The sequence below is a fragment of the Sphingomonas jejuensis genome, from assembly GCF_011927695.1.
Lineage (GTDB): Bacteria > Pseudomonadota > Alphaproteobacteria > Sphingomonadales > Sphingomonadaceae > Sphingomonas_K > Sphingomonas_K jejuensis.
In genome coordinates, this window is record NZ_JAATJE010000001.1 from 830,204 (window position 1) to 846,600 (window position 16,397).

Annotated in this window: 18 protein-coding genes and 1 pseudogene; 11 read left to right on the forward strand and 8 right to left on the reverse strand. The window is 69.7% G+C overall.

What is annotated here, in order from left to right:
- Positions 1-117 precede the first annotated feature (117 nt).
- Genes ftsY through dapF form a run of 3 tightly spaced genes read right to left on the reverse strand, consistent with a single transcriptional unit; the run spans position 118 to position 3,073 of the window.
- Positions 118-1,050, reverse strand: a complete 933-nt coding sequence (gene ftsY, locus GGR88_RS04200; RefSeq protein WP_167953281.1) for a signal recognition particle-docking protein FtsY — start codon at positions 1,048-1,050, stop codon at positions 118-120.
- A complete protein-coding gene (mtaB, locus tag GGR88_RS04205; RefSeq protein WP_167953283.1) occupies positions 1,047-2,270 on the reverse strand; it encodes a tRNA (N(6)-L-threonylcarbamoyladenosine(37)-C(2))-methylthiotransferase MtaB in 1,224 nt (407 codons plus the stop codon). Before mtaB ends, ftsY begins: the two co-directional genes overlap by 4 nt.
- Positions 2,267-3,073 (reverse strand): diaminopimelate epimerase, encoded by an 807-nt coding sequence (gene dapF, locus GGR88_RS04210; RefSeq protein ID WP_167953285.1) that lies wholly within the window; start codon positions 3,071-3,073, stop codon positions 2,267-2,269. Before dapF ends, mtaB begins: the two co-directional genes overlap by 4 nt.
- Here dapF and GGR88_RS04215 point away from each other — a divergent pair.
- Positions 3,072-3,647 (forward strand): DUF924 family protein, encoded by a 576-nt coding sequence (locus GGR88_RS04215; protein WP_167953287.1) that lies wholly within the window; start codon positions 3,072-3,074, stop codon positions 3,645-3,647. The two genes, dapF and GGR88_RS04215, sit on opposite strands and share 2 nt — an antisense overlap.
- On the opposite strand, the gene GGR88_RS04220 is transcribed toward GGR88_RS04215, so the two are convergent.
- The gene (locus GGR88_RS04220) at positions 3,644-5,281 is read right to left on the reverse strand and encodes a putative bifunctional diguanylate cyclase/phosphodiesterase (RefSeq protein ID WP_209023188.1); all 1,638 of its coding nucleotides are present in this window, start codon (positions 5,279-5,281) and stop codon (positions 3,644-3,646) included. The genes GGR88_RS04215 and GGR88_RS04220 overlap by 4 nt on opposite strands.
- A gap of 263 nt (positions 5,282-5,544) precedes the next feature.
- Here GGR88_RS04220 and ffh point away from each other — a divergent pair, with 263 nt between their 5' ends.
- From ffh to rimM, 4 genes are all read left to right on the forward strand, one after another.
- Entirely contained in the window at positions 5,545-7,035 is a 1,491-nt protein-coding gene (gene ffh / locus GGR88_RS04225; protein ID WP_167953289.1) for a signal recognition particle protein, read from the forward strand.
- Between the two features lie 32 nt (positions 7,036-7,067).
- Positions 7,068-7,463: a 30S ribosomal protein S16 gene (gene rpsP, locus GGR88_RS04230; protein WP_167953291.1), complete on the forward strand. Its 396-nt coding sequence runs from the start codon at positions 7,068-7,070 to the stop codon at positions 7,461-7,463.
- A gap of 65 nt (positions 7,464-7,528) precedes the next feature.
- Positions 7,529-7,684, forward strand: a complete 156-nt coding sequence (locus GGR88_RS15035; protein WP_209023364.1) for a hypothetical protein — start codon at positions 7,529-7,531, stop codon at positions 7,682-7,684.
- A gap of 25 nt (positions 7,685-7,709) precedes the next feature.
- Positions 7,710-8,174 carry a ribosome maturation factor RimM gene (rimM, locus tag GGR88_RS04235; RefSeq protein ID WP_342449714.1) on the forward strand — a complete coding sequence of 155 codons (465 nt, stop codon included), beginning with the start codon at positions 7,710-7,712 and terminating at the stop codon, positions 8,172-8,174.
- Here the strand turns inward: rimM and GGR88_RS04240 are convergent.
- Positions 8,171-9,523 carry an MFS transporter gene (locus GGR88_RS04240; protein ID WP_167953295.1) on the reverse strand — a complete coding sequence of 451 codons (1,353 nt, stop codon included), beginning with the start codon at positions 9,521-9,523 and terminating at the stop codon, positions 8,171-8,173. The two genes, rimM and GGR88_RS04240, sit on opposite strands and share 4 nt — an antisense overlap.
- Before the next feature lie 60 nt (positions 9,524-9,583).
- A complete protein-coding gene (locus GGR88_RS04245; protein WP_167953297.1) occupies positions 9,584-10,489 on the reverse strand; it encodes an FAD-dependent oxidoreductase in 906 nt (301 codons plus the stop codon).
- 91 nt (positions 10,490-10,580) lie between these two features.
- Here GGR88_RS04245 and GGR88_RS04250 point away from each other — a divergent pair, with 91 nt between their 5' ends.
- From GGR88_RS04250 to GGR88_RS15650, 6 genes and pseudogenes are all read left to right on the forward strand, one after another.
- Entirely contained in the window at positions 10,581-10,865 is a 285-nt protein-coding gene (locus tag GGR88_RS04250) for a hypothetical protein (RefSeq protein ID WP_167953299.1), read from the forward strand.
- Positions 10,862-11,587, forward strand: coding sequence for a tRNA (guanosine(37)-N1)-methyltransferase TrmD (trmD, locus tag GGR88_RS04255; RefSeq protein ID WP_167953301.1), 726 nt, complete (start codon positions 10,862-10,864; stop codon positions 11,585-11,587). The genes GGR88_RS04250 and trmD overlap by 4 nt, the downstream gene beginning before the upstream one ends.
- Positions 11,588-11,596: 9 nt before the next feature.
- Positions 11,597-11,971, forward strand: coding sequence for a 50S ribosomal protein L19 (gene rplS / locus GGR88_RS04260; RefSeq protein WP_167953303.1), 375 nt, complete (start codon positions 11,597-11,599; stop codon positions 11,969-11,971).
- Between the two features lie 459 nt (positions 11,972-12,430).
- Complete coding sequence (locus tag GGR88_RS04265) at positions 12,431-13,198, forward strand: histidine phosphatase family protein (RefSeq protein ID WP_167953305.1); 768 nt, start codon at positions 12,431-12,433, stop codon at positions 13,196-13,198.
- The gene (locus GGR88_RS04270) at positions 13,195-14,076 is read left to right on the forward strand and encodes an NAD(P)H-hydrate dehydratase (protein WP_167953307.1); all 882 of its coding nucleotides are present in this window, start codon (positions 13,195-13,197) and stop codon (positions 14,074-14,076) included. The genes GGR88_RS04265 and GGR88_RS04270 overlap by 4 nt, the downstream gene beginning before the upstream one ends.
- A 90-nt stretch (positions 14,077-14,166) precedes the next feature.
- Positions 14,167-14,586 (forward strand): annotated as a pseudogene (locus tag GGR88_RS15650) (glycosyltransferase family 2 protein); the annotation flags it as partial.
- Between the two features lie 504 nt (positions 14,587-15,090).
- On the opposite strand, the gene GGR88_RS04275 reads toward GGR88_RS15650, so the two are convergent.
- Together GGR88_RS04275 and GGR88_RS04280 are read right to left on the reverse strand one after the other, a co-directional pair.
- The gene (locus tag GGR88_RS04275; RefSeq protein ID WP_167953309.1) at positions 15,091-15,672 is read right to left on the reverse strand and encodes an SAM-dependent methyltransferase; all 582 of its coding nucleotides are present in this window, start codon (positions 15,670-15,672) and stop codon (positions 15,091-15,093) included.
- Positions 15,644-16,309, reverse strand: a complete 666-nt coding sequence (locus tag GGR88_RS04280) for a PIG-L family deacetylase (RefSeq protein WP_167953311.1) — start codon at positions 16,307-16,309, stop codon at positions 15,644-15,646. Before GGR88_RS04280 ends, GGR88_RS04275 begins: the two co-directional genes overlap by 29 nt.
- Positions 16,310-16,397 lie beyond the last annotated feature (88 nt).

Below are 16,397 nucleotides of genomic sequence, written 5' to 3' on the forward strand. Positions count from 1 at the left end.
GCGGTTGCCGCCAGGATCGCTCAATGCATCTCTAGCGGAACGCGCCCGGCCAACTTTCATGCTGTCGGAATTTCTCAGCGAAGGTGCAGGCAAACCAGTCCTGAAAAGCCTGCCGCTTCAGGCGGCCGGCTTTGCGCCCGCGATCGCCTCGGCGAGTTCGGCGGGATCGAACGGCTTCAGGTCGTCCATTCCTTCGCCGACGCCGATCGCATGGATCGGCAGGCCAAACTTTTCGGCCGCGGCGACCAGCACGCCGCCGCGCGCGGTGCCGTCGAGCTTTGTCATAACCAGGCCGGTCACACCGGCCACTTCCTTGAACACCTCGATCTGGTTGAGCGCGTTCTGCCCGGTGGTGGCATCCAGAACGAGCACCACGTCGTGGGGCGCCTGCGGGTTGAGGCGGCCGAGCACGCGGCGGATCTTGGCAAGCTCGTCCATCAGCTCGCGCTTGTTCTGGAGGCGGCCGGCCGTGTCGACGATCAGCACGTCGATGCCGGTGGCGGTCGCCTGCTTCACCGCATCCCACACGATGCCGGCGGCATCCCCGCCTTCCGGCCCGGCCATGATGGGCACGCCGATCCGCTCCGCCCAGACCTTCAGCTGCCCGATGGCGGCGGCGCGGAAGGTGTCGCCGGCCGCCAGCATCACGCCGTAATCCTGTTCCAGGAACAGGCGGGCGAGCTTGGCGATCGTGGTGGTCTTGCCCGATCCGTTGACGCCGATCACCAGGATCACCTGTGGACGTGGAAAGGCGTCGATCTCCAGCGGGGCGGCGACCGGCCCCAGCACCTTCACGATCTCGTCCGACACCACCTGCCGCACGCCGGCCTCATCGAGGCCGCGCTCGAACCGCTGGTCCTCGAGCCGGTCGCGCACGCGCGCGGCGGTGGCGGGGCCAAGGTCGGAGACGATCAGCGCTTCCTCGATCTCGTCCAGCGTCTGCCGGTCGAGCGTGCTGCGCGTGAACAGCCCGGTGAGGTTGTCGGTCAGCCGTTCGGACGTGCGGCGAAAGCCGCCGAACAGCCGGTCCTGCCAGCGATTGTCGGTCATTCGGCCTCCACGATCAGGGTGTCGCCGTCCCGCCGACGCGGCACGACGGTGAGAATGGTGCCGGCCGGCTGCGGCGACAGCAGGCGAAAGGCGGCAAAGCCCTCTCCATGGCCGGTCAGGCCGCTGCGCTCAACCAGCATCGACTGGCGCGTGCCCACCAGCCGGTCGAGCATGGCGGCCCGCACGTTGGCGGACGCCGCCCGCAGCGCCGCCGCGCGCGCCTTCGCCACGCCGGGCGCGACCTGCGGCATCCGCGCGGCCGGGGTGCCCGGGCGCGGCGAGTAGGGGAAGACATGGGCAAAGGCGATCCCGGCTTCGGCGATCAAGGAGAGGCTGTTTGCCGCCATCGCGTCGTTCTCCGTCGGGAAGCCGGCGATCAGGTCCGCGCCGACCGTCAGCGCCGAGCGCGTCGCGCGCAGCCGGTCGACCAGCCGGATCATGTCCGCGCGGCGGTGCCGCCGCTTCATCCGCTTCAGGATCATGTCATCGCCGGCCTGCGCCGACAGGTGAAGATGCGGCATCACGCGCGCCTCGCCCGCAAGCAGCGCGAACAGCCGGTCGTCGATCTCGGCCGGATCGATCGACGACAGGCGCAATCGCGACAGCCCGGGCACGCCCGCCAGGATCGCCTCGATCAGGTCGCCCAGCCGCAGCCCGTCATCCTGATAGCTGGTGAGGTCGACGCCGGTCAGCACGATCTCGCCGTGTCCCGCGTCCACCAGCCGCGCGACCATGTCGACGATCGCGCCGGCGGGCAGCGACCGGCTGTCCCCGCGCGCGAACGGGATGATGCAGAAGGTGCAGCGATGGTCGCACCCGGTCTGCACCTCCACAAAGGCGCGTGATTGTTCGGAAAAGGCAGCGGTCAGATGAGGCGCGGTCCGCATCACGTCGATCACGCCCGACACCCGCACGCGCGGCGCGCCCGGCGCGTAGCTTTGCGGATCGAGCTTCCCGACATTGCCGACAACAGCATCCACCTCCGGCATCGCGGCGAAGCGATCCGGTTCCAGCTGCGCCGCACAGCCAGTCAGCACCAGCCGGTCGTCCGGCCGCTCGCGGCGGAGCCGGCGCACGGTCCTGCCGGTTTGCCGCACCGCTTCTGCCGTCACCGCGCAGCCATTGACCACGACAAGGTCGGACCTGTCCGGCAGCATCGCGCGGATCGCCTCGCTCTCCGCGATGTTGAGCCGGCACCCCAGCGTGGCGACGGTTGTCACGCGAAGGCGCCCAGGTCTGCCTCGCCGGTGAAGACATGGGTCGCCGGCCCGCGCATCCGGATGCTGGTTCCCGGCGTCCAGTCGATCTCCAGGTCGCCGCCGGGAAGCGTGACCGTGACCGGCCCGTTGACCAGGCGGCGGCGCACGGCCGCCACGGCCGCCGCGCACGCACCGGTGCCGCAGGCGCGGGTCAGCCCCGCACCACGCTCCCACACGTCCAGCCGGATGGCGGACGAACCGGTGACGCGGGCGACGCCGACGTTGATCCGCTCCGGGAAAAGGGCGTCATGTTCGATGAGCGGGCCGAGCGTCGCCAGGTCGACCTCGGCGTCCTCGGCCACGAAGAACACGATGTGCGGGTTCCCGACGCTGAGCGCGGTGCCGTGCCCCAGATCGCCCCAGCCGACGGGAACGTCCAGCGTGTCCAGCGGGTAGGCGAGGGGCACCGCTTCCCAGTGGAAGCGCGGCAGGCCCATGTCGATCTCGATCAGGTCGCCGGCCACGCGCGCGGTGATCCGCCCGCCCGGCGTGTCGATGGCCGCGCCATCGCCCAGCAGCATGGCCACGCACCGGCTCGCATTGCCGCAGGCTCCCGCCTCGCTGCCGTCCGGGTTCCAGATCCGCATCGCGGCGTCGGCGCCGTCCGCTGCTTCGATCAGGATCAGCTGGTCGCACCCGATTCCCTGCCGCCGGTCGCAGATGCCCCGCGCGACACCCGCGTCGATGACGACCGGCGCCGATCGCGCATCGATCACCACGAAGTCGTTGCCGAGCCCGTGCATCTTGTGGAATGCGAAGCGCATGGCGGACGATCTAGGAAGCGGCGGCGTGCAAGTCCATGCGGAGGCCGAACGCGTGATCCGCTTCTGGCTGGACGAGGTGCCGGCGGACAAGCGCTTCGCCAAGGATGACGCGCTCGACACGCAGATCCGCGACCGGTTCGCCGCGCTGCGCGAGGCGGTGCTGAAGGATCCGGAGCCATGGCGCGCGGACGGCCGCACGACGCTCGCGGCGATCATTCTGCTGGATCAGTTCTCCCGCAACCTGTTCCGCGGCGATGCCCGCGCCTTTGCCGCCGATCCGATCGCGATCGGCCTGACGCGGCTGGCGCTGGAACGTGGCTGGGACGCGGCGATGAGCGGGGAGGAGCGCCAGTTCCTCTACATGCCGTTCATGCACTCCGAGGACGAGGCCGATCAGCGCCGCGGCGTGCGGCTGTTCGAGCAGGTCGACAATCCCCAGGCGCTCGACTTCGCCCGGCGTCACCTGGAGCAGATCGAACGGTTCGGCCGCTTTCCCCAGCGCAACGATGCGCTCGGTCGAGACACGACGCCCGAGGAAGCCGCGTTCATGGCGCAGCCGGGCGCGACCTTCTAACCCGCGCGGCGGCGGGTCGCCTCCGGCTCCTCGTCCGGCTCGGGCGCGCGGGCGGCGGGCAGCAGATTCTGGTCGGCGAGCAATGCCCGGACCTGCTCCACGCCCATCGGCTTGCCGAAGCGCCAGCCCTGGCCCTTCAGCGCGCCCATGTCCTTCATGCGCTCCTCGATGACATGGTCCTCGATCCCCTCCGCGGTGATCGGCAGGCCCAGGCTGTCGCCAAGACGCGTGATGGCGTTGACGATGGCGGCGCTTTCCTGGTTCTCGTTGATCGACGACACGAAGCTGCGGTCGATCTTGATCCGGTCGAACGGCAGCGCGCGCAGGTGAGCGAGGCTGGAATAGCCGGTGCCGAAGTCGTCCAGCGCGATGCGGATTCCCTGGTTCTTCAGCGACCCGACGATCGACTGGGCAAGGCCCAGATTTTCAAACAGGGCGCTTTCGGTGATCTCCACCTCCAGCCGGTTGGGCGGGAAGCCTGTCTCGACCAGGAGCTTCACGATCTTCTGCGCCAGCCAGGGATCCTTCAGCTGCGACGGTGAGATGTTGACCGACAGGGTCAGCTCGGGCGCCCAGTTGCGAGCCTCGGCAAAGGCCTGCCGCATGATCGACAGCGACAGGTCGCCGATCATGCCGGCTTCCTCGGCGATCGGGATGAACATGTCGGGCGACACCAGCCCCAGTTCCGGATGGTTCCAGCGCGCGAGCATCTCGAAGCCATGGATACGGCCGGTCGCCAGATCCACCTGCTGTTCGTAGAAGGGGACGAACTGGCCGGCGGGGATGCCTTCGCGGATGCCGGTCTCGATCGCGTTGCGGGTCTGCAGCTCGCGCTCCATCGACGGATCGAACCAGCTGAAGCGGTTGCGCCCGCGCTGCTTGGACACATACATCGCGATGTCGGCGCGGCGCATCAGCGCATCCACCGTGTCGCTGCGTGCTTCCATCCGCGCGATGCCGAGCGATGCGGTCAGGTGCAGCTGCACGCCGCCGGCGTCGCAGGGCTCCGACAGGTTGGTGACGATGGCGTCGGCGACCTTGTCGACCAGTTCCGATTGGCCATCGAACGCGACCATGCAGGCGAACTCGTCGCCGCCCAGGCGGCCGCACACGGTTCCGGCGGGCACCGACGCCTTGATCACGTTGGCGGCGATCACCAGCGCGGCATCGCCGATCGCATGGCCGTTCAGGTCGTTGACCGTCTTGAAGTTGTCGAGGTCGAGCATCAACAGCGCCACGCCCTGGCCGCGCTGCGCCGCGCGCGCCACGAACTGCTCGCCATGGTCGGCGAGCGAGCGGCGATTGAGGAAGCCGGTCAACGGGTCGATGGAGGCAAGCTCGTTCGCGCGTGCCTCCGCGGCCGCGCGCTCGCCCACCTCGCGCTGGAGGTCGGCATAGCGGCGCCAGCCGAACAGGACGAGCGCGATGTTGAGGATCAGCGCCGTGGTCAGCAGCCGGTCCGCGCCCGCGCCGCCGCCCAGGAGCGACTCCACGGATTTGGCGACCACGGGCGCGCCGGTGCCGGCGAACATGATGATCGCGGCGATGGTGATGCCGCCGGTGACGAGGTCCACCCGCGCATTGCGGAAGGGCGAGCGCTTGGCCGGCGCGGTTTCAACCTCAACGTTCAACATCGCGCCAACCGCCCGCCTGCCTGATACTGGATGGGGCGGGTGTCGCATGGCGTGCGTATACAAGGCGTTAAAGGGCGGCGGTGTCGCCCCTGCTTGCGACGGACGGCGGATGCCGCTATGGGCTCCGGCGTCGTCCCCATGGGAAGATGCAGTCGACGTCGGGTCCGGGATGGACCTGGCGACGCCGGTCGGCGAGGTTTCGCCCACCGGCGTTTTTGGCGTCGGCCGCATTGTTCCCGGGACAATGGAACGAAGGTGCGGGCATGTTCGAAAGCTTGAGCGAACGACTGGGCGGCGTGTTCGACCGCCTGCGCGGCCGCGGCGCGCTTTCGGAGGCGGACGTGCGCGCGGCCATGCGGGAGGTGCGGATCGCGCTTCTCGAAGCCGATGTCGCGCTGCCAGTTGTGCGCGATTTCGTCGACAAGGTGGCCGAGCGTGCGGTGGGTGCGGAGGTGCTCCGCTCGATCACGCCGGGGCAGCAGGTCGTCAAGATCGTCCACGACGCGCTCGTGGAGATGCTCGGCGCGGACCAGTCGCAGCTTGAGCTGGGCGTTACGCCGCCGGCGGTGGTGATGATGGTCGGCCTGCAGGGCAGCGGCAAGACCACCAGCACCGCCAAGATCGCGCGCCGCCTGGCGGAGCGTGAGCGCAAGAAGGTGCTGATGGCGTCCCTGGACGTCCAGCGCCCGGCCGCGCAGCAGCAGCTGGCCGTGCTCGGCGAGCAGGTGAAGGTCGCGACCCTGCCGATCGTTCCCGGCCAGCAGCCGGTGGAGATCGCGCGCCGCGCCATGCAGGCGGCAAAGCTCCAGGGCTTCGACGTGCTGATGCTCGACACCGCCGGTCGTCTCCACGTCGATCAGGCGCTGATGGACGAGATGAAGGCGGTGGCGGACACCGCCACGCCGGACGAGATCCTGCTGGTGGTCGACAGCCTGACCGGCCAGGACGCGGTCAACGTCGCCAAGAACTTCAGCGATCAGGTGCCGCTGACCGGCGTGGTGCTGACCCGCATGGACGGCGACGCGCGCGGCGGTGCGGCGCTGTCGATGCGCGCGGTGACCGGCCGACCGATCAAATTCGCCGGCGTGGGCGAGAAGCTCGACCAGCTCGAAGCCTTCCATCCGGAACGCGTCGCCGGCCGCATCCTCGGCATGGGCGACGTCGTCAGCCTGGTCGAGCGCGCGGCCGAGACGATCAAGCAGGACGAGGCGGAAAAGCTCGCCGCCAAGATGGCGAAGGGCCAGTTCGACCTGAACGACCTGCGCGCCCAGCTTGAGCAGATGCGCCGCATGGGCGGGCTCGGCGCGCTGGCCGGCATGATCCCGGGCCTCAAGAAGGCGCAGGCCGCGGCCGCAGGTGCCACCGACGACAAGATGCTGATCCGCATGGACGCGATCATCTCGTCGATGACGGCCAAGGAGCGCGCCAAGCCCGAGATCGTCAACGCCAAGCGCAAGATCCGCGTCGCCAAGGGCAGCGGCACTACGGTGCAGGAGGTCAACAAGCTCCTGAAGATGCACCAGGAGATGGCCGGCGCCATGAAGAAGCTGAAGAAGATGGGCGGGCTGAAAGGCCTGGCCGCGATGTTCGGCAAGGGCGGCGGCGGCATGGGTGGCCTTGGCGGCCTGCTCGGCGGCGGCGGTGGTGGCGCGGGCGGCATGGGCGGGGCGGGCGGTCTCGGCGGCCTGCCCGGGTTGCCCGGCGCCGGTGCCGGCGGCCTCCCGCCCGGCTTCGACAAGTTCCTGAAGAAATAAGCTCAACGATCAACTGCAAGGATAAGCGAACAATGGCACTTTCCATCCGGCTGTCGCGTGGCGGCTCCAAGAAGCGTCCCTATTACCGCATCGTGGTGGCGGACTCGCGCTCCCCGCGCGACGGCCGCTTCATCGAGCGGCTGGGCAGCTACAACCCGCTGCTCGGCAAGGAAGACGAGAAGCGCGTGGTGCTCGATGCCGAGCGTGCGAAGCACTGGCTGTCGAACGGCGCGCAGCCGACCGACCGCGTCGCCCGCTTCCTGGATGCGGCCGGCGTGAAGGAGCGTGCCCAGCGCAACAACCCGAAGAAGGCCGAGCCGGGCGAGAAGGCCAAGGAGCGCGCCGAGGAGCGTGCCGCCAAGGCCGCCGAGGCAGCCGAGGCAGCCAACGCCCCGGCCGAGACGCCGGCCGAGACGGCTGACGCCTGACACCCGTCGGGCACCTGCTGACGGCCGGCGCGTTGGACAACGCGTCACCGTCACAGGAGCCGAACATGAGCGACCAGAAGAAGCCCGCACCAGGCAGCCCGGACGATGAGCGCAAGCAGCGAGCCGCCGACCAAGACTATACCGGCGGGCAGTCGGCGACCAAGCCGGCCGAAGGCGGCGACGAAGCCCCCGAAGGCGACGACGGTTCGCCCGTCGGCTGAGGTCCCGCCGTCCGCGCGCGCCATCGTGCTCGCGGCGGTCGCGGGTGCCCATGGGGTTTCGGGCGAGATCAAGGTGAAGCTGTTCACCGACGATCTCGCCCGCTTCGCTGCCGTCGACATCGGCGGCACGCCGCATCGGCTGACCGGCGTCCGCCCCGGCGGCAAGACCGCCGTTGTGCGGGTGGCGGGCGTCTCCACCCGCGATGCGGCGGAGGCACTGCGCGGCTTGACGCTGACCGTGGACCGGGCGGCGCTGCCGCCGCTGGAGCCCGGCGAATATTATCATGCCGACCTGATCGGCCTGCCTGCCGCCACCGACGGCGGTGAGCCGCTGGGCCATGTCGTCGCCGTCGACAATTTCGGGGCAGGCGACGTCATCGAGATCGAGCGGCCCACGGGCAAGCGCTTCATGGTGCCGATGATGCCCGACGCCGTCCCCGAATGGTCGGCGGAACGGCTGGTCGTCGCCGCCCCCTTCGCGGCGGACTAGGCGGTCAGCCGCGCATCGGCCCGGTCGAGGTCCACCAAGGAGCTATTCTTGGTCTCCCGCATCACCAGCGCCGACCCCAGGCTCACCGCACCTGCCGCAAGGATATAGACCGCGATCGGCGTCCAGCTGTCATAGCCGCGCAGCAGCGCCGTGCCGACCAGCGGCGCCCAGCTGCCTGCCACGATCGCCGTCACCTGGTAGCCGAGCGAGACACCCGAATAGCGCATCCGTGTCGGGAACATCTCGGTCATGATCGCGGGCTGCGCCGCGTACATCAGCGCGTGGACGCTCAACCCCAGGACGATCGCGGCCAGGATCGCGCCCGTTGCGCCGGTATCGAACAGCGGAAAGGCGACAAAAGGCCAGATCATCGCGCCGGCCGCCCCCATCAAGTACACCGGCCGCCGACCGATCCGGTCCGCCCAGCCGCCCGCGAGTGGGATCGCCAGCACCTGTACGATGTTGGCGACGAACAGCAGCGACAGGATCCGCGTCGTGTCGATGTCGCGGTGGTCCAGGTAGGTGATCGAGAAGGTGACGACCATGTAGTAGAGGATGTTCTCGCCGAACCGCAGGCCCATTGCCGTGAACACGCCGCGCGGGTATCGCCGGAACACCTCCACCAGGCCATAGCCTTCGTCCGCACGGTGCTCGGCCGCCGCGCGCGCCGCCTTGAAGATGGGTGAATCGCTCACCTGTGTGCGGATGTAGTAGCCGATGCCGACGATCACGACCGACAGCCAGAACCCGACTCGCCAGCCCCAGGCCAGGAAGTCCGCTTCGCTCAGCGTCGCCGACAGCACCAGCAGCACGACGGTCGCCAGGAGGTTGCCGATCGGCACGCCCGCCTGCGGAAAGCTTCCCCAGAAGCCGCGGCTGCGGTTGGGGCTGTGTTCCGTCACCAGCAGCACGGCGCCGCCCCATTCGCCGCCGAGCGCGAAGCCCTGGAGGAAGCGCAGCAGCACCAGCAGCGCGGGCGCCCAGTACCCGATGGTGGCGAAGGTCGGCAAACATCCCATCAGGAAGGTCGACAGCCCGATCAGCACCAGGCTGAACTGGAGCAGCGACTTGCGGCCGACCTTGTCGCCGATATGGCCGAAGATGATGCCGCCCAGCGGGCGCGCAATGAAGCCGACGGCATAGGTCGCAAAGGCCGCGATGATGCCGTCCAGCTCGTTTCCGGTGGCGGGGAAGAACAGCCGGCCGAAGACCAGCGTGGCCGCCGTGCCGTACAGGAAGAACTCGTACCATTCGACCACGGTGCCGGCCATCGATGCGCCGACGACGCGCCGTAGGTAGCTGGTGTCGCCGCCCTGTTCCTGCTCCTCCGCGCGCCGCGCCTCGTTCATGCCGCTCCCCTCCGTGCCGATCCTCCGGCTATGGGGCCCGCGGGCCACCAAGGGAAGCATTCAGCGGCGAAGTGGGCGTTCCTCCGAAAGCCGGTTGCGGATGGTGGTCGCCGCCACCGCCGCCTGACCCATGGCGCTGGCGATCTGGTCGAGGCCGTAGACGACGTCACCGGCGGCGAACAGGTTGGGGACGCTGGTTTCCTGATGGTCGCTCACTTCCATGCAGCCGTCCTCGCTGGCGACCGCACCCGCCGCGATCGCGAGCGTCGACCGGATGGTCGAGCCAAGTGCGGGATAGATGCTGTCGAACGCAAGTGACATGTCGCCGGTCGGCGCCACGATGCGATCACCGTCGATGACCAGCGGCGCGCCTCGCCCGTCGGCAACGGCGATGCCGGCGGCGGCAAGGGCCGCGCGCTCGTTGTCGCTCAGGCGGTGTCCATCGGCCGGCGGCAGCAGGGTCAGGTCGGCGGTGAAGCCGCGCAGGAACATCGCTTCCTTCACCCCGCGTTCGCCCGTCCCGAACACGCCGACGCGCTTGTCCGTCACCTCGAAGCCATCGCACACCGGGCAATAGCGCAGCAGGTGGCGGGCCAGCGCCTCGTCATGCCGGCCGTCGGCCACATCGGGCTGGTGGTTGACCACACCCGTCGCCAGCAGCACGGCGCGCGCCGCAACGGTCATTCCCGCAACTCCGGCGCTGAATCCCTCGTCACCGACCGACAGCGACGTCACCTCGGCATCCTCCACCTGGACGCCATAACGCGTGGCATGGTCGCGCATCCGCTGCCGCAGCTCGCGGCCGGCGATCCCATCGGCATAGCCAGCGACATTGTTGGTCCGCGGGATCCAGTCGATGCGGGCGTCGCCGCTGTCGAACAGCCGGACCTTCAGATGGAACCGGGCGAGGTAGAGCGCAGCGGTCAAGCCGGCCGGGCCGCCCCCGATGACGATGCAGTCTTCCACCGTTTCGCTTCCCCTTCTGCTTCACTGGCGCTGTGGAACCGGTGCCGGTAACGAGCAACCCGGGAGAAGGCTCATGCTCATGTTAGCCTGGTTGATCAGTGTTATCGTGGTGGCGGCCGCCACCTGGGGCGTGACCGGGCCGCTGCTGCGCTGGCAGGTCGGATCGCGGATCGGGGCCAGCACGACGGTGCCGGCCCTGCTGACATGGCTGGTTCTGATCATCACCTATGTCGACTGGAACGCGACCGCGCCCGATGCGCGCGGCTGGCAGCTGGTGATTGTCCTGTTCAGCTTCATCATCAGCCTCGTCGCCACGCTCCCGGCGCTGTGCGTCGCCTGGATGATCGAGGGTCGCTGGGGACATGCCGCGCCATGAGCTTCGCTGCGACCGTGCTCACGCTCTACCCCGACATGTTTCCCGGCCCCTTGGGGCACAGCATCGCCGGACGCGCGCTCGCCGAGGGGCGCTGGTCGATGGACACGGTGCAGATCCGTGATCATGCCACGGATCGTCACCGCACCGTGGATGACACGCCGGCCGGGGGCGGGGCGGGCATGGTGCTGCGCGTCGACGTGCTGGCCCGCGCGCTGGACGCTGTGCCGGCGGACGGCCGCCCGCGACTGGCGCTCAGCCCGCGGGGGGCGCCCTTGTCGCAGGCGCGGGTGCGGTCGCTGGCGGCTGGGCCGGGGGTCGTCCTCGTCTGCGGTCGTTTCGAGGGGTTCGACGAGCGTCTGTTCGACGGGCGGAATGTGGAGCCGGTCTCGATCGGCGACTATGTGCTGTCGGGTGGGGAGATGGGGGCGCTGGTTCTCCTGGACGCTTGCATCCGCCTGCTCCCCGGCGTAATGGGCGCGGCTTCCAGCGGGGATGACGAGAGCTTCGAAAACGGGCTGCTCGAACACCCGCATTATACCCGACCCGTTGACTGGGAAGGGCGCTTGATCCCCGAAGTGCTGCGATCGGGGGATCATGCGCGGATCGCGGCCTGGCGCAAGTCGATGGCCGAGACCGATACACGGCTAAGGCGGCCGGACCTTTGGGAGCGCCACGTCGGCGCTCGGGTCGGGTCGCCCTCTGGCGCGCGGCATGATGATTGAGGCGACGACATGAACCTGATCCAGCAGCTCGAAGCCGAGGCGATCGAGCAGTTCAACAGCACCAAGCAGATCCCCGAGTTCCGCCCCGGCGACACGCTGCGCGTCGGCGTGAAGGTGGTCGAGGGCGAGCGCACCCGCGTCCAGGCCTATGAGGGCGTGTGCATCGCCCGCGCCAACAAGGGCATGGGGTCGAGCTTCACGGTCCGCAAGATCAGCTTCGGCGAGGGTGTGGAGCGCGTGTTCCCGCTTTACTCGCCGAACATCGATTCGATCGAGGTGGTTCGCCGCGGTGCCGTGCGTCGTGCCAAGCTCTATTATCTGCGTGGCCGCACCGGCAAGTCGGCCCGCATCGCGGAGCGTCGGGACCCGCGCACGGAGGGCTGATCGCCTTCTTGGAATGCTCTTTGAAAAAGGGGCGCGGTCCGGCCGGATCGCGCCCCTTTTCATGTCCGGAGCCGTGGATCAGCTTTTGCGACCCGGTCCATTTCGGGAGCAGGTGTCGCAGATGATCACCAGCCGCGCCTGATAGCCGTCTGGCTGCGGCGCATGATCGCCGCAGCGGTAGCAATATTCGTTCGATATGGTCGCGGTCGGCCGTCTCGCGGCAATGCCCCGGTGCCTGGTCGCCAAAGCAAGTCCTCTCCTTGTTTTGCACCCGACAAGCCGCCGCGCTGGCAAATGTTCCCGAACGCGCAGGTGCATCCTGTCCCGTTCTGGTACGGCCGACGGCGGAGCCTTTGGCGTTCTGAACAGGTGGCTCGCGCTCGGCCGCGCCTTTCGGGAGACGCTGCCGGATCGTTTGAAGGAAACCGTTCGTTGACCGGCGCTTGACCGGGAGGGACGATGCCGAAGGACGGGGCCACGGGGCCGAGCAGGATCTGGCTGGTTCGCCACGGCGAGAGCGCCGGCAACGTCGCCCGCGACCGCGCGCACGAGAGCGGGCTCGACCGCATCGATCTGGCCGCACGCGACGTCGACATCCCCTTGTCGCCGCTCGGCGAGGATCAGGCCGCCGCACTCGGCGCCCATGTGGCGCGGGCGAATGCGGAGGACCGGCCGGAGGTCATCCTCGTCTCCCCCTATCGCCGTGCCCTCCAGACCGCCGGCCGCATCACGGGCGCGTTGGATGGCGGGAGCGACCTCCCGCTCCGCATCGACGAACGACTGCGGGAGAAGGAGTTCGGCATCCTCGACGGGCTGACCACGCGCGGCGTCACTGCCGTCTACCCTGAACAGGCGGAGTTCCGGCGGCTGCTCGGCAAATTCTACCACCGGCCGCCGGGCGGGGAGAGCTGGTGCGACGTGATCTTCCGCCTGCGCTCGCTCCTGGACACGGTCGCCATCCGTCACGCCGACCAGCGCGTCATGATCGTCGCGCATCAGGTCGTGGTCCTGTGCATGCGCTACATCATCGAGGAGCTGACGGAAGACGAGATCCTCGCGATCGATGCCGAGGGCGACGTCGCCAACTGCTCGGTCACTGAATACCGCCGTGATCCGGCCGGCGGCGGGCTCCGGCTGGTCCGCTACAACGCCACCGACCACCTGGAGCGCGCGGCCGATGCGGAGGTCACGGCGGAGCCCGACCGCGCCGGGGGGATCCGCGGATGAGCCGGGACGCGACCGCCATCGACAGCGGCTGGATTGCTGCCAATCCCGCGCCCGTCCACAAGGTCGGCACCACCAAGAACAGTCGCGGCCGTGTGCTCGCGGTTGGTGGATCGCGGATGGTGCCGGGCGCCCTGCGGCTGACGGGTGAGGCGGCGTTGCGCGTCGGCGCGGGCAAGCTGCAGATGGCGACCGTCCGCTCGGTCGCGCTGATGCTCGGCCTGCTGGTTCCGGAAGGCGGTTCGATCGGCCTGCCCGAGGATGATGGCGGCGAACTTGCCGATCCGGGCGATGCACTCGTGTCGGCGCTCAACAGCTGCGACGCCGTGGTGGTGGGCCCGGGCATCGGTGATCCAGCCGCCGCTGCCCGGGCAACCGAAGCGGTCCTCCGGTGCGCCGAATCCGAAGCCCTGCTGGTCGTCGATGCGCTTTCGATCGCGGCGCTGCGGGACCGTGCGGAGGCGCTCAAACCCTTCGCCGGCCGGTTGCTGATCACCCCGCATCATGGCGAGATGGCGGCGCTGACCGGCGCGGAGGTGGACGCCATTGCCGCCGATCCGGCCAGCCATGCGCGGACGGTGGCGCGAACCTACGGCGCCGTGGTCGTCCTGAAGGGCAGCGACACCATGGTGGCGGCGCCCGACGGCGCGCTGCTCCACTATGGCGGCGGCGGCACGGGGCTGGCGACGGGCGGGTCGGGCGACGTGCTGGCGGGCGCGATCGCCGGGCTGCTGTCGCGCGGCGCCAGCCCGCTGATCGCGGCCGGCTGGGGCGTGTGGCTGCATGGGCAGAGCGGCCGCCGCGTCGCGACCACCTGCGGCCCGATCGGCTTCCTGGCGCGCGAAGTTCCGGCCGAGTTTCCGAAGCTGCTGCCGCAATAATATCGATTATATGTATCATGGATCAGTTTTTGCGCCGCCGGCACCAATCATTGGTGGCGATGGCCTCCATGCTCGCCGATGCAGGGCGGCATGAGGCCCAGAACCGCGGACCCCGCCAACGTCGCCGTCGCCATCCCGGTGAAGAACGAGGAAGCGGCGATCGGCGCCTGTCTCGCCGCCCTCGACCAGGCGGCATCGCGCCATCCCGGCCGTACCACCATCGTCGCGGTCGCCAACGACTGCGACGATCGCACGGTGGAGATCCTGTCGGCCGCGCGGCCCGCCCATGCGCGCCTGATCTGGACGGCCGTGTCGCTGCTGCCGGGCCACCGCCATGCCGGCTGGGCGCGGCGACTTGCCTTTGACGCCGCGGCCGCGGTTCTCAGCCATGAGGACGACCTGCTGCTGTCCACCGATGCCGACACGGAGGTGGACGGGGCATGGATCGTCCGCAACGCCGCCCATCTCGGTCGCGGCATCGATGCGGTCGCCGGTCGCGCGCTGACCCGGCGGGCGGAGCGCAAGGCGCTGGGCGGGCAGGCGTTCGACCGGCTCAACATGCTCGGCCGCTATTACGGCCTCGCCGACTACCTCCGCACGGCAGGCGACGCGCACGAGACGGAGGGCTGGCCACGCCATTTCTACGAAGGTGGCGCCAGCATCGCGCTCCGCCTCGGCATGTACCGCGCGATCGGCGGCGCGCCGACGCCGCCGGTGGCGGAGGACCGCGCGCTGTTCGACCGCATACGGGCGCATGGCGGCAACGTAGTGCATCCGATCGACGTGCGCGTGTTCACGTCCTGCCGGCTGGATGGTCGCGCGCCCGGCGGCATGGCCGATACCTTCCGGACTTGGATCGCGCAGGGTGAGGACGATCCGCTGCACGAGACATACCGGATGGCGGCGGCACTGGCGCCGCACTGGGCGCTGCCGGGCGACCGGCTGTCGTTCCGCACCCTTCCAGCCGCGGTGAAGGAGGCGCAGGCGCTGCTGAAGGCCACACGCCGCGGCGCGTCAGCTCCGGCGCCAGAGGTCGAGCCGGTACGCTTCCCGCCGGTCATGGTGAAGCGGCCCGACACGCTCGCCCAAACTCTCGCGGAGCAGCTCGACCGCGTCATCCCCGCTCAGCGGGTAGTCGGTCAGCCCGGTCCAGTGGACCAGCAGGATGTCGCCGCCGGGCCGAACGGCATCGGCCACATAGTCCGCCATCCGCCGGACATCGTCCGCATCCCAGTAATAGACGACCTCGGACAGGAGCATGAGGTCGAAGCGGCCGGCGGGCTGGTCGGCCGGGAGCTGGCGGCGCTCGAACCGGACCTGCTCGAGACCGGCGCAGCGCGCGCGCGCCGCCGCCAGCGCGGTCTCCGAGACGTCCACGGCCAATAGGTCGCGACACAGCGGCGCCAGCCGCCGGGTCAGCACGCCGTTGGCGCATCCGACCTCGAGCGCGGCGGCATAGTCCGTGCGAGGCAGGGCGGCGATCGTGTGATCGTACTTGGCGGCCTCGTAGTCGCTCGTTTCGAAGTCCCAGGGGTCGCCCTTCTCCCTGAACAGCGCCTCGAAATAGTCAGGGTCGATCGATCGTTCGCGGCGCATGGCGAGGCTCCAGAAGCAGGGTGACGGGCTGGTCGACGAGCCGACGCATCGACCGCGGCAGGCAGAACGCCTCGCCTCCCAGGATGCGCCCGCCCAGTTGCGATCGATGGAGGTTCAGCGCGCGCCGTTGGCGAGCGCGTGTCGCATGCGTGTCGATCCGGCGGACACGGGCCGGGCCGACCGCAGCCGCCAGGTCGTCCTGCGTCCATCCCCAGACGAGGTAATGGAACAGGTGGGTCTCGGCGGCGCGGGACACCTCGGCGGCCAGCGTCGCCGCGCCTTCATGGTCGCAATGCGGCTCACCCGGCCAGGTCACCGCGATCCGCCCGATCCGGTGGCGGCGGCAGACCGCGACCAGGCGCCGGACGGTGCGCTTGAACGCGGCTGTGTCCGTTGCGTGCGGTGCCGCATCGCCCCAGCCAAGCTGGAGGGCAGCGACCGACGCGCCAAGCGCGCGAAGTGCCTGGCGGGCCTCCGCACGACGCAGGGCCGCGATCCGGCGCCGCGTCCATCCGGGCGCACCGACATGCGATCCGCTGCCGTCGGTCAGGAAGGCGACGATGGGCGGCGCGCCGTCCTTGCACAGCCGCGCGATCAGGCCGCCGGCACCCAGCGTTTCGTCGTCGGGATGCGGCACGATGATCAGCCATCGTCGCTGTCGCCGATCTCCGGGGGGAAGCGGCGTCGACCGGGCGAGCAGCCTGCGCCGCGCGGTCCAGCCCGGC

Coding starts and splice junctions, on each gene's coding strand:
- ftsY (WP_167953281.1), bottom strand. CDS start 1,050: ATGACCGACAATCGCTGGCAGGACCGGCTGTTCGGCGGCTTTCGCCGC.
- GGR88_RS04215 (WP_167953287.1), top strand. CDS start 3,072: ATGGCGGACGATCTAGGAAGCGGCGGCGTGCAAGTCCATGCGGAGGCC.
- dapF (WP_167953285.1), bottom strand. CDS start 3,073: ATGCGCTTCGCATTCCACAAGATGCACGGGCTCGGCAACGACTTCGTG.
- GGR88_RS04220 (WP_209023188.1), bottom strand. CDS start 5,281: ATGTTGAACGTTGAGGTTGAAACCGCGCCGGCCAAGCGCTCGCCCTTC.
- ffh (WP_167953289.1), top strand. CDS start 5,545: ATGTTCGAAAGCTTGAGCGAACGACTGGGCGGCGTGTTCGACCGCCTG.
- rpsP (WP_167953291.1), top strand. CDS start 7,068: ATGGCACTTTCCATCCGGCTGTCGCGTGGCGGCTCCAAGAAGCGTCCC.
- GGR88_RS15035 (WP_209023364.1), top strand. CDS start 7,529: ATGAGCGACCAGAAGAAGCCCGCACCAGGCAGCCCGGACGATGAGCGC.
- GGR88_RS04240 (WP_167953295.1), bottom strand. CDS start 9,523: ATGAACGAGGCGCGGCGCGCGGAGGAGCAGGAACAGGGCGGCGACACC.
- trmD (WP_167953301.1), top strand. CDS start 10,862: ATGAGCTTCGCTGCGACCGTGCTCACGCTCTACCCCGACATGTTTCCC.
- rplS (WP_167953303.1), top strand. CDS start 11,597: ATGAACCTGATCCAGCAGCTCGAAGCCGAGGCGATCGAGCAGTTCAAC.
- GGR88_RS04265 (WP_167953305.1), top strand. CDS start 12,431: ATGCCGAAGGACGGGGCCACGGGGCCGAGCAGGATCTGGCTGGTTCGC.
- GGR88_RS04270 (WP_167953307.1), top strand. CDS start 13,195: ATGAGCCGGGACGCGACCGCCATCGACAGCGGCTGGATTGCTGCCAAT.
- GGR88_RS04275 (WP_167953309.1), bottom strand. CDS start 15,672: ATGCGCCGCGAACGATCGATCGACCCTGACTATTTCGAGGCGCTGTTC.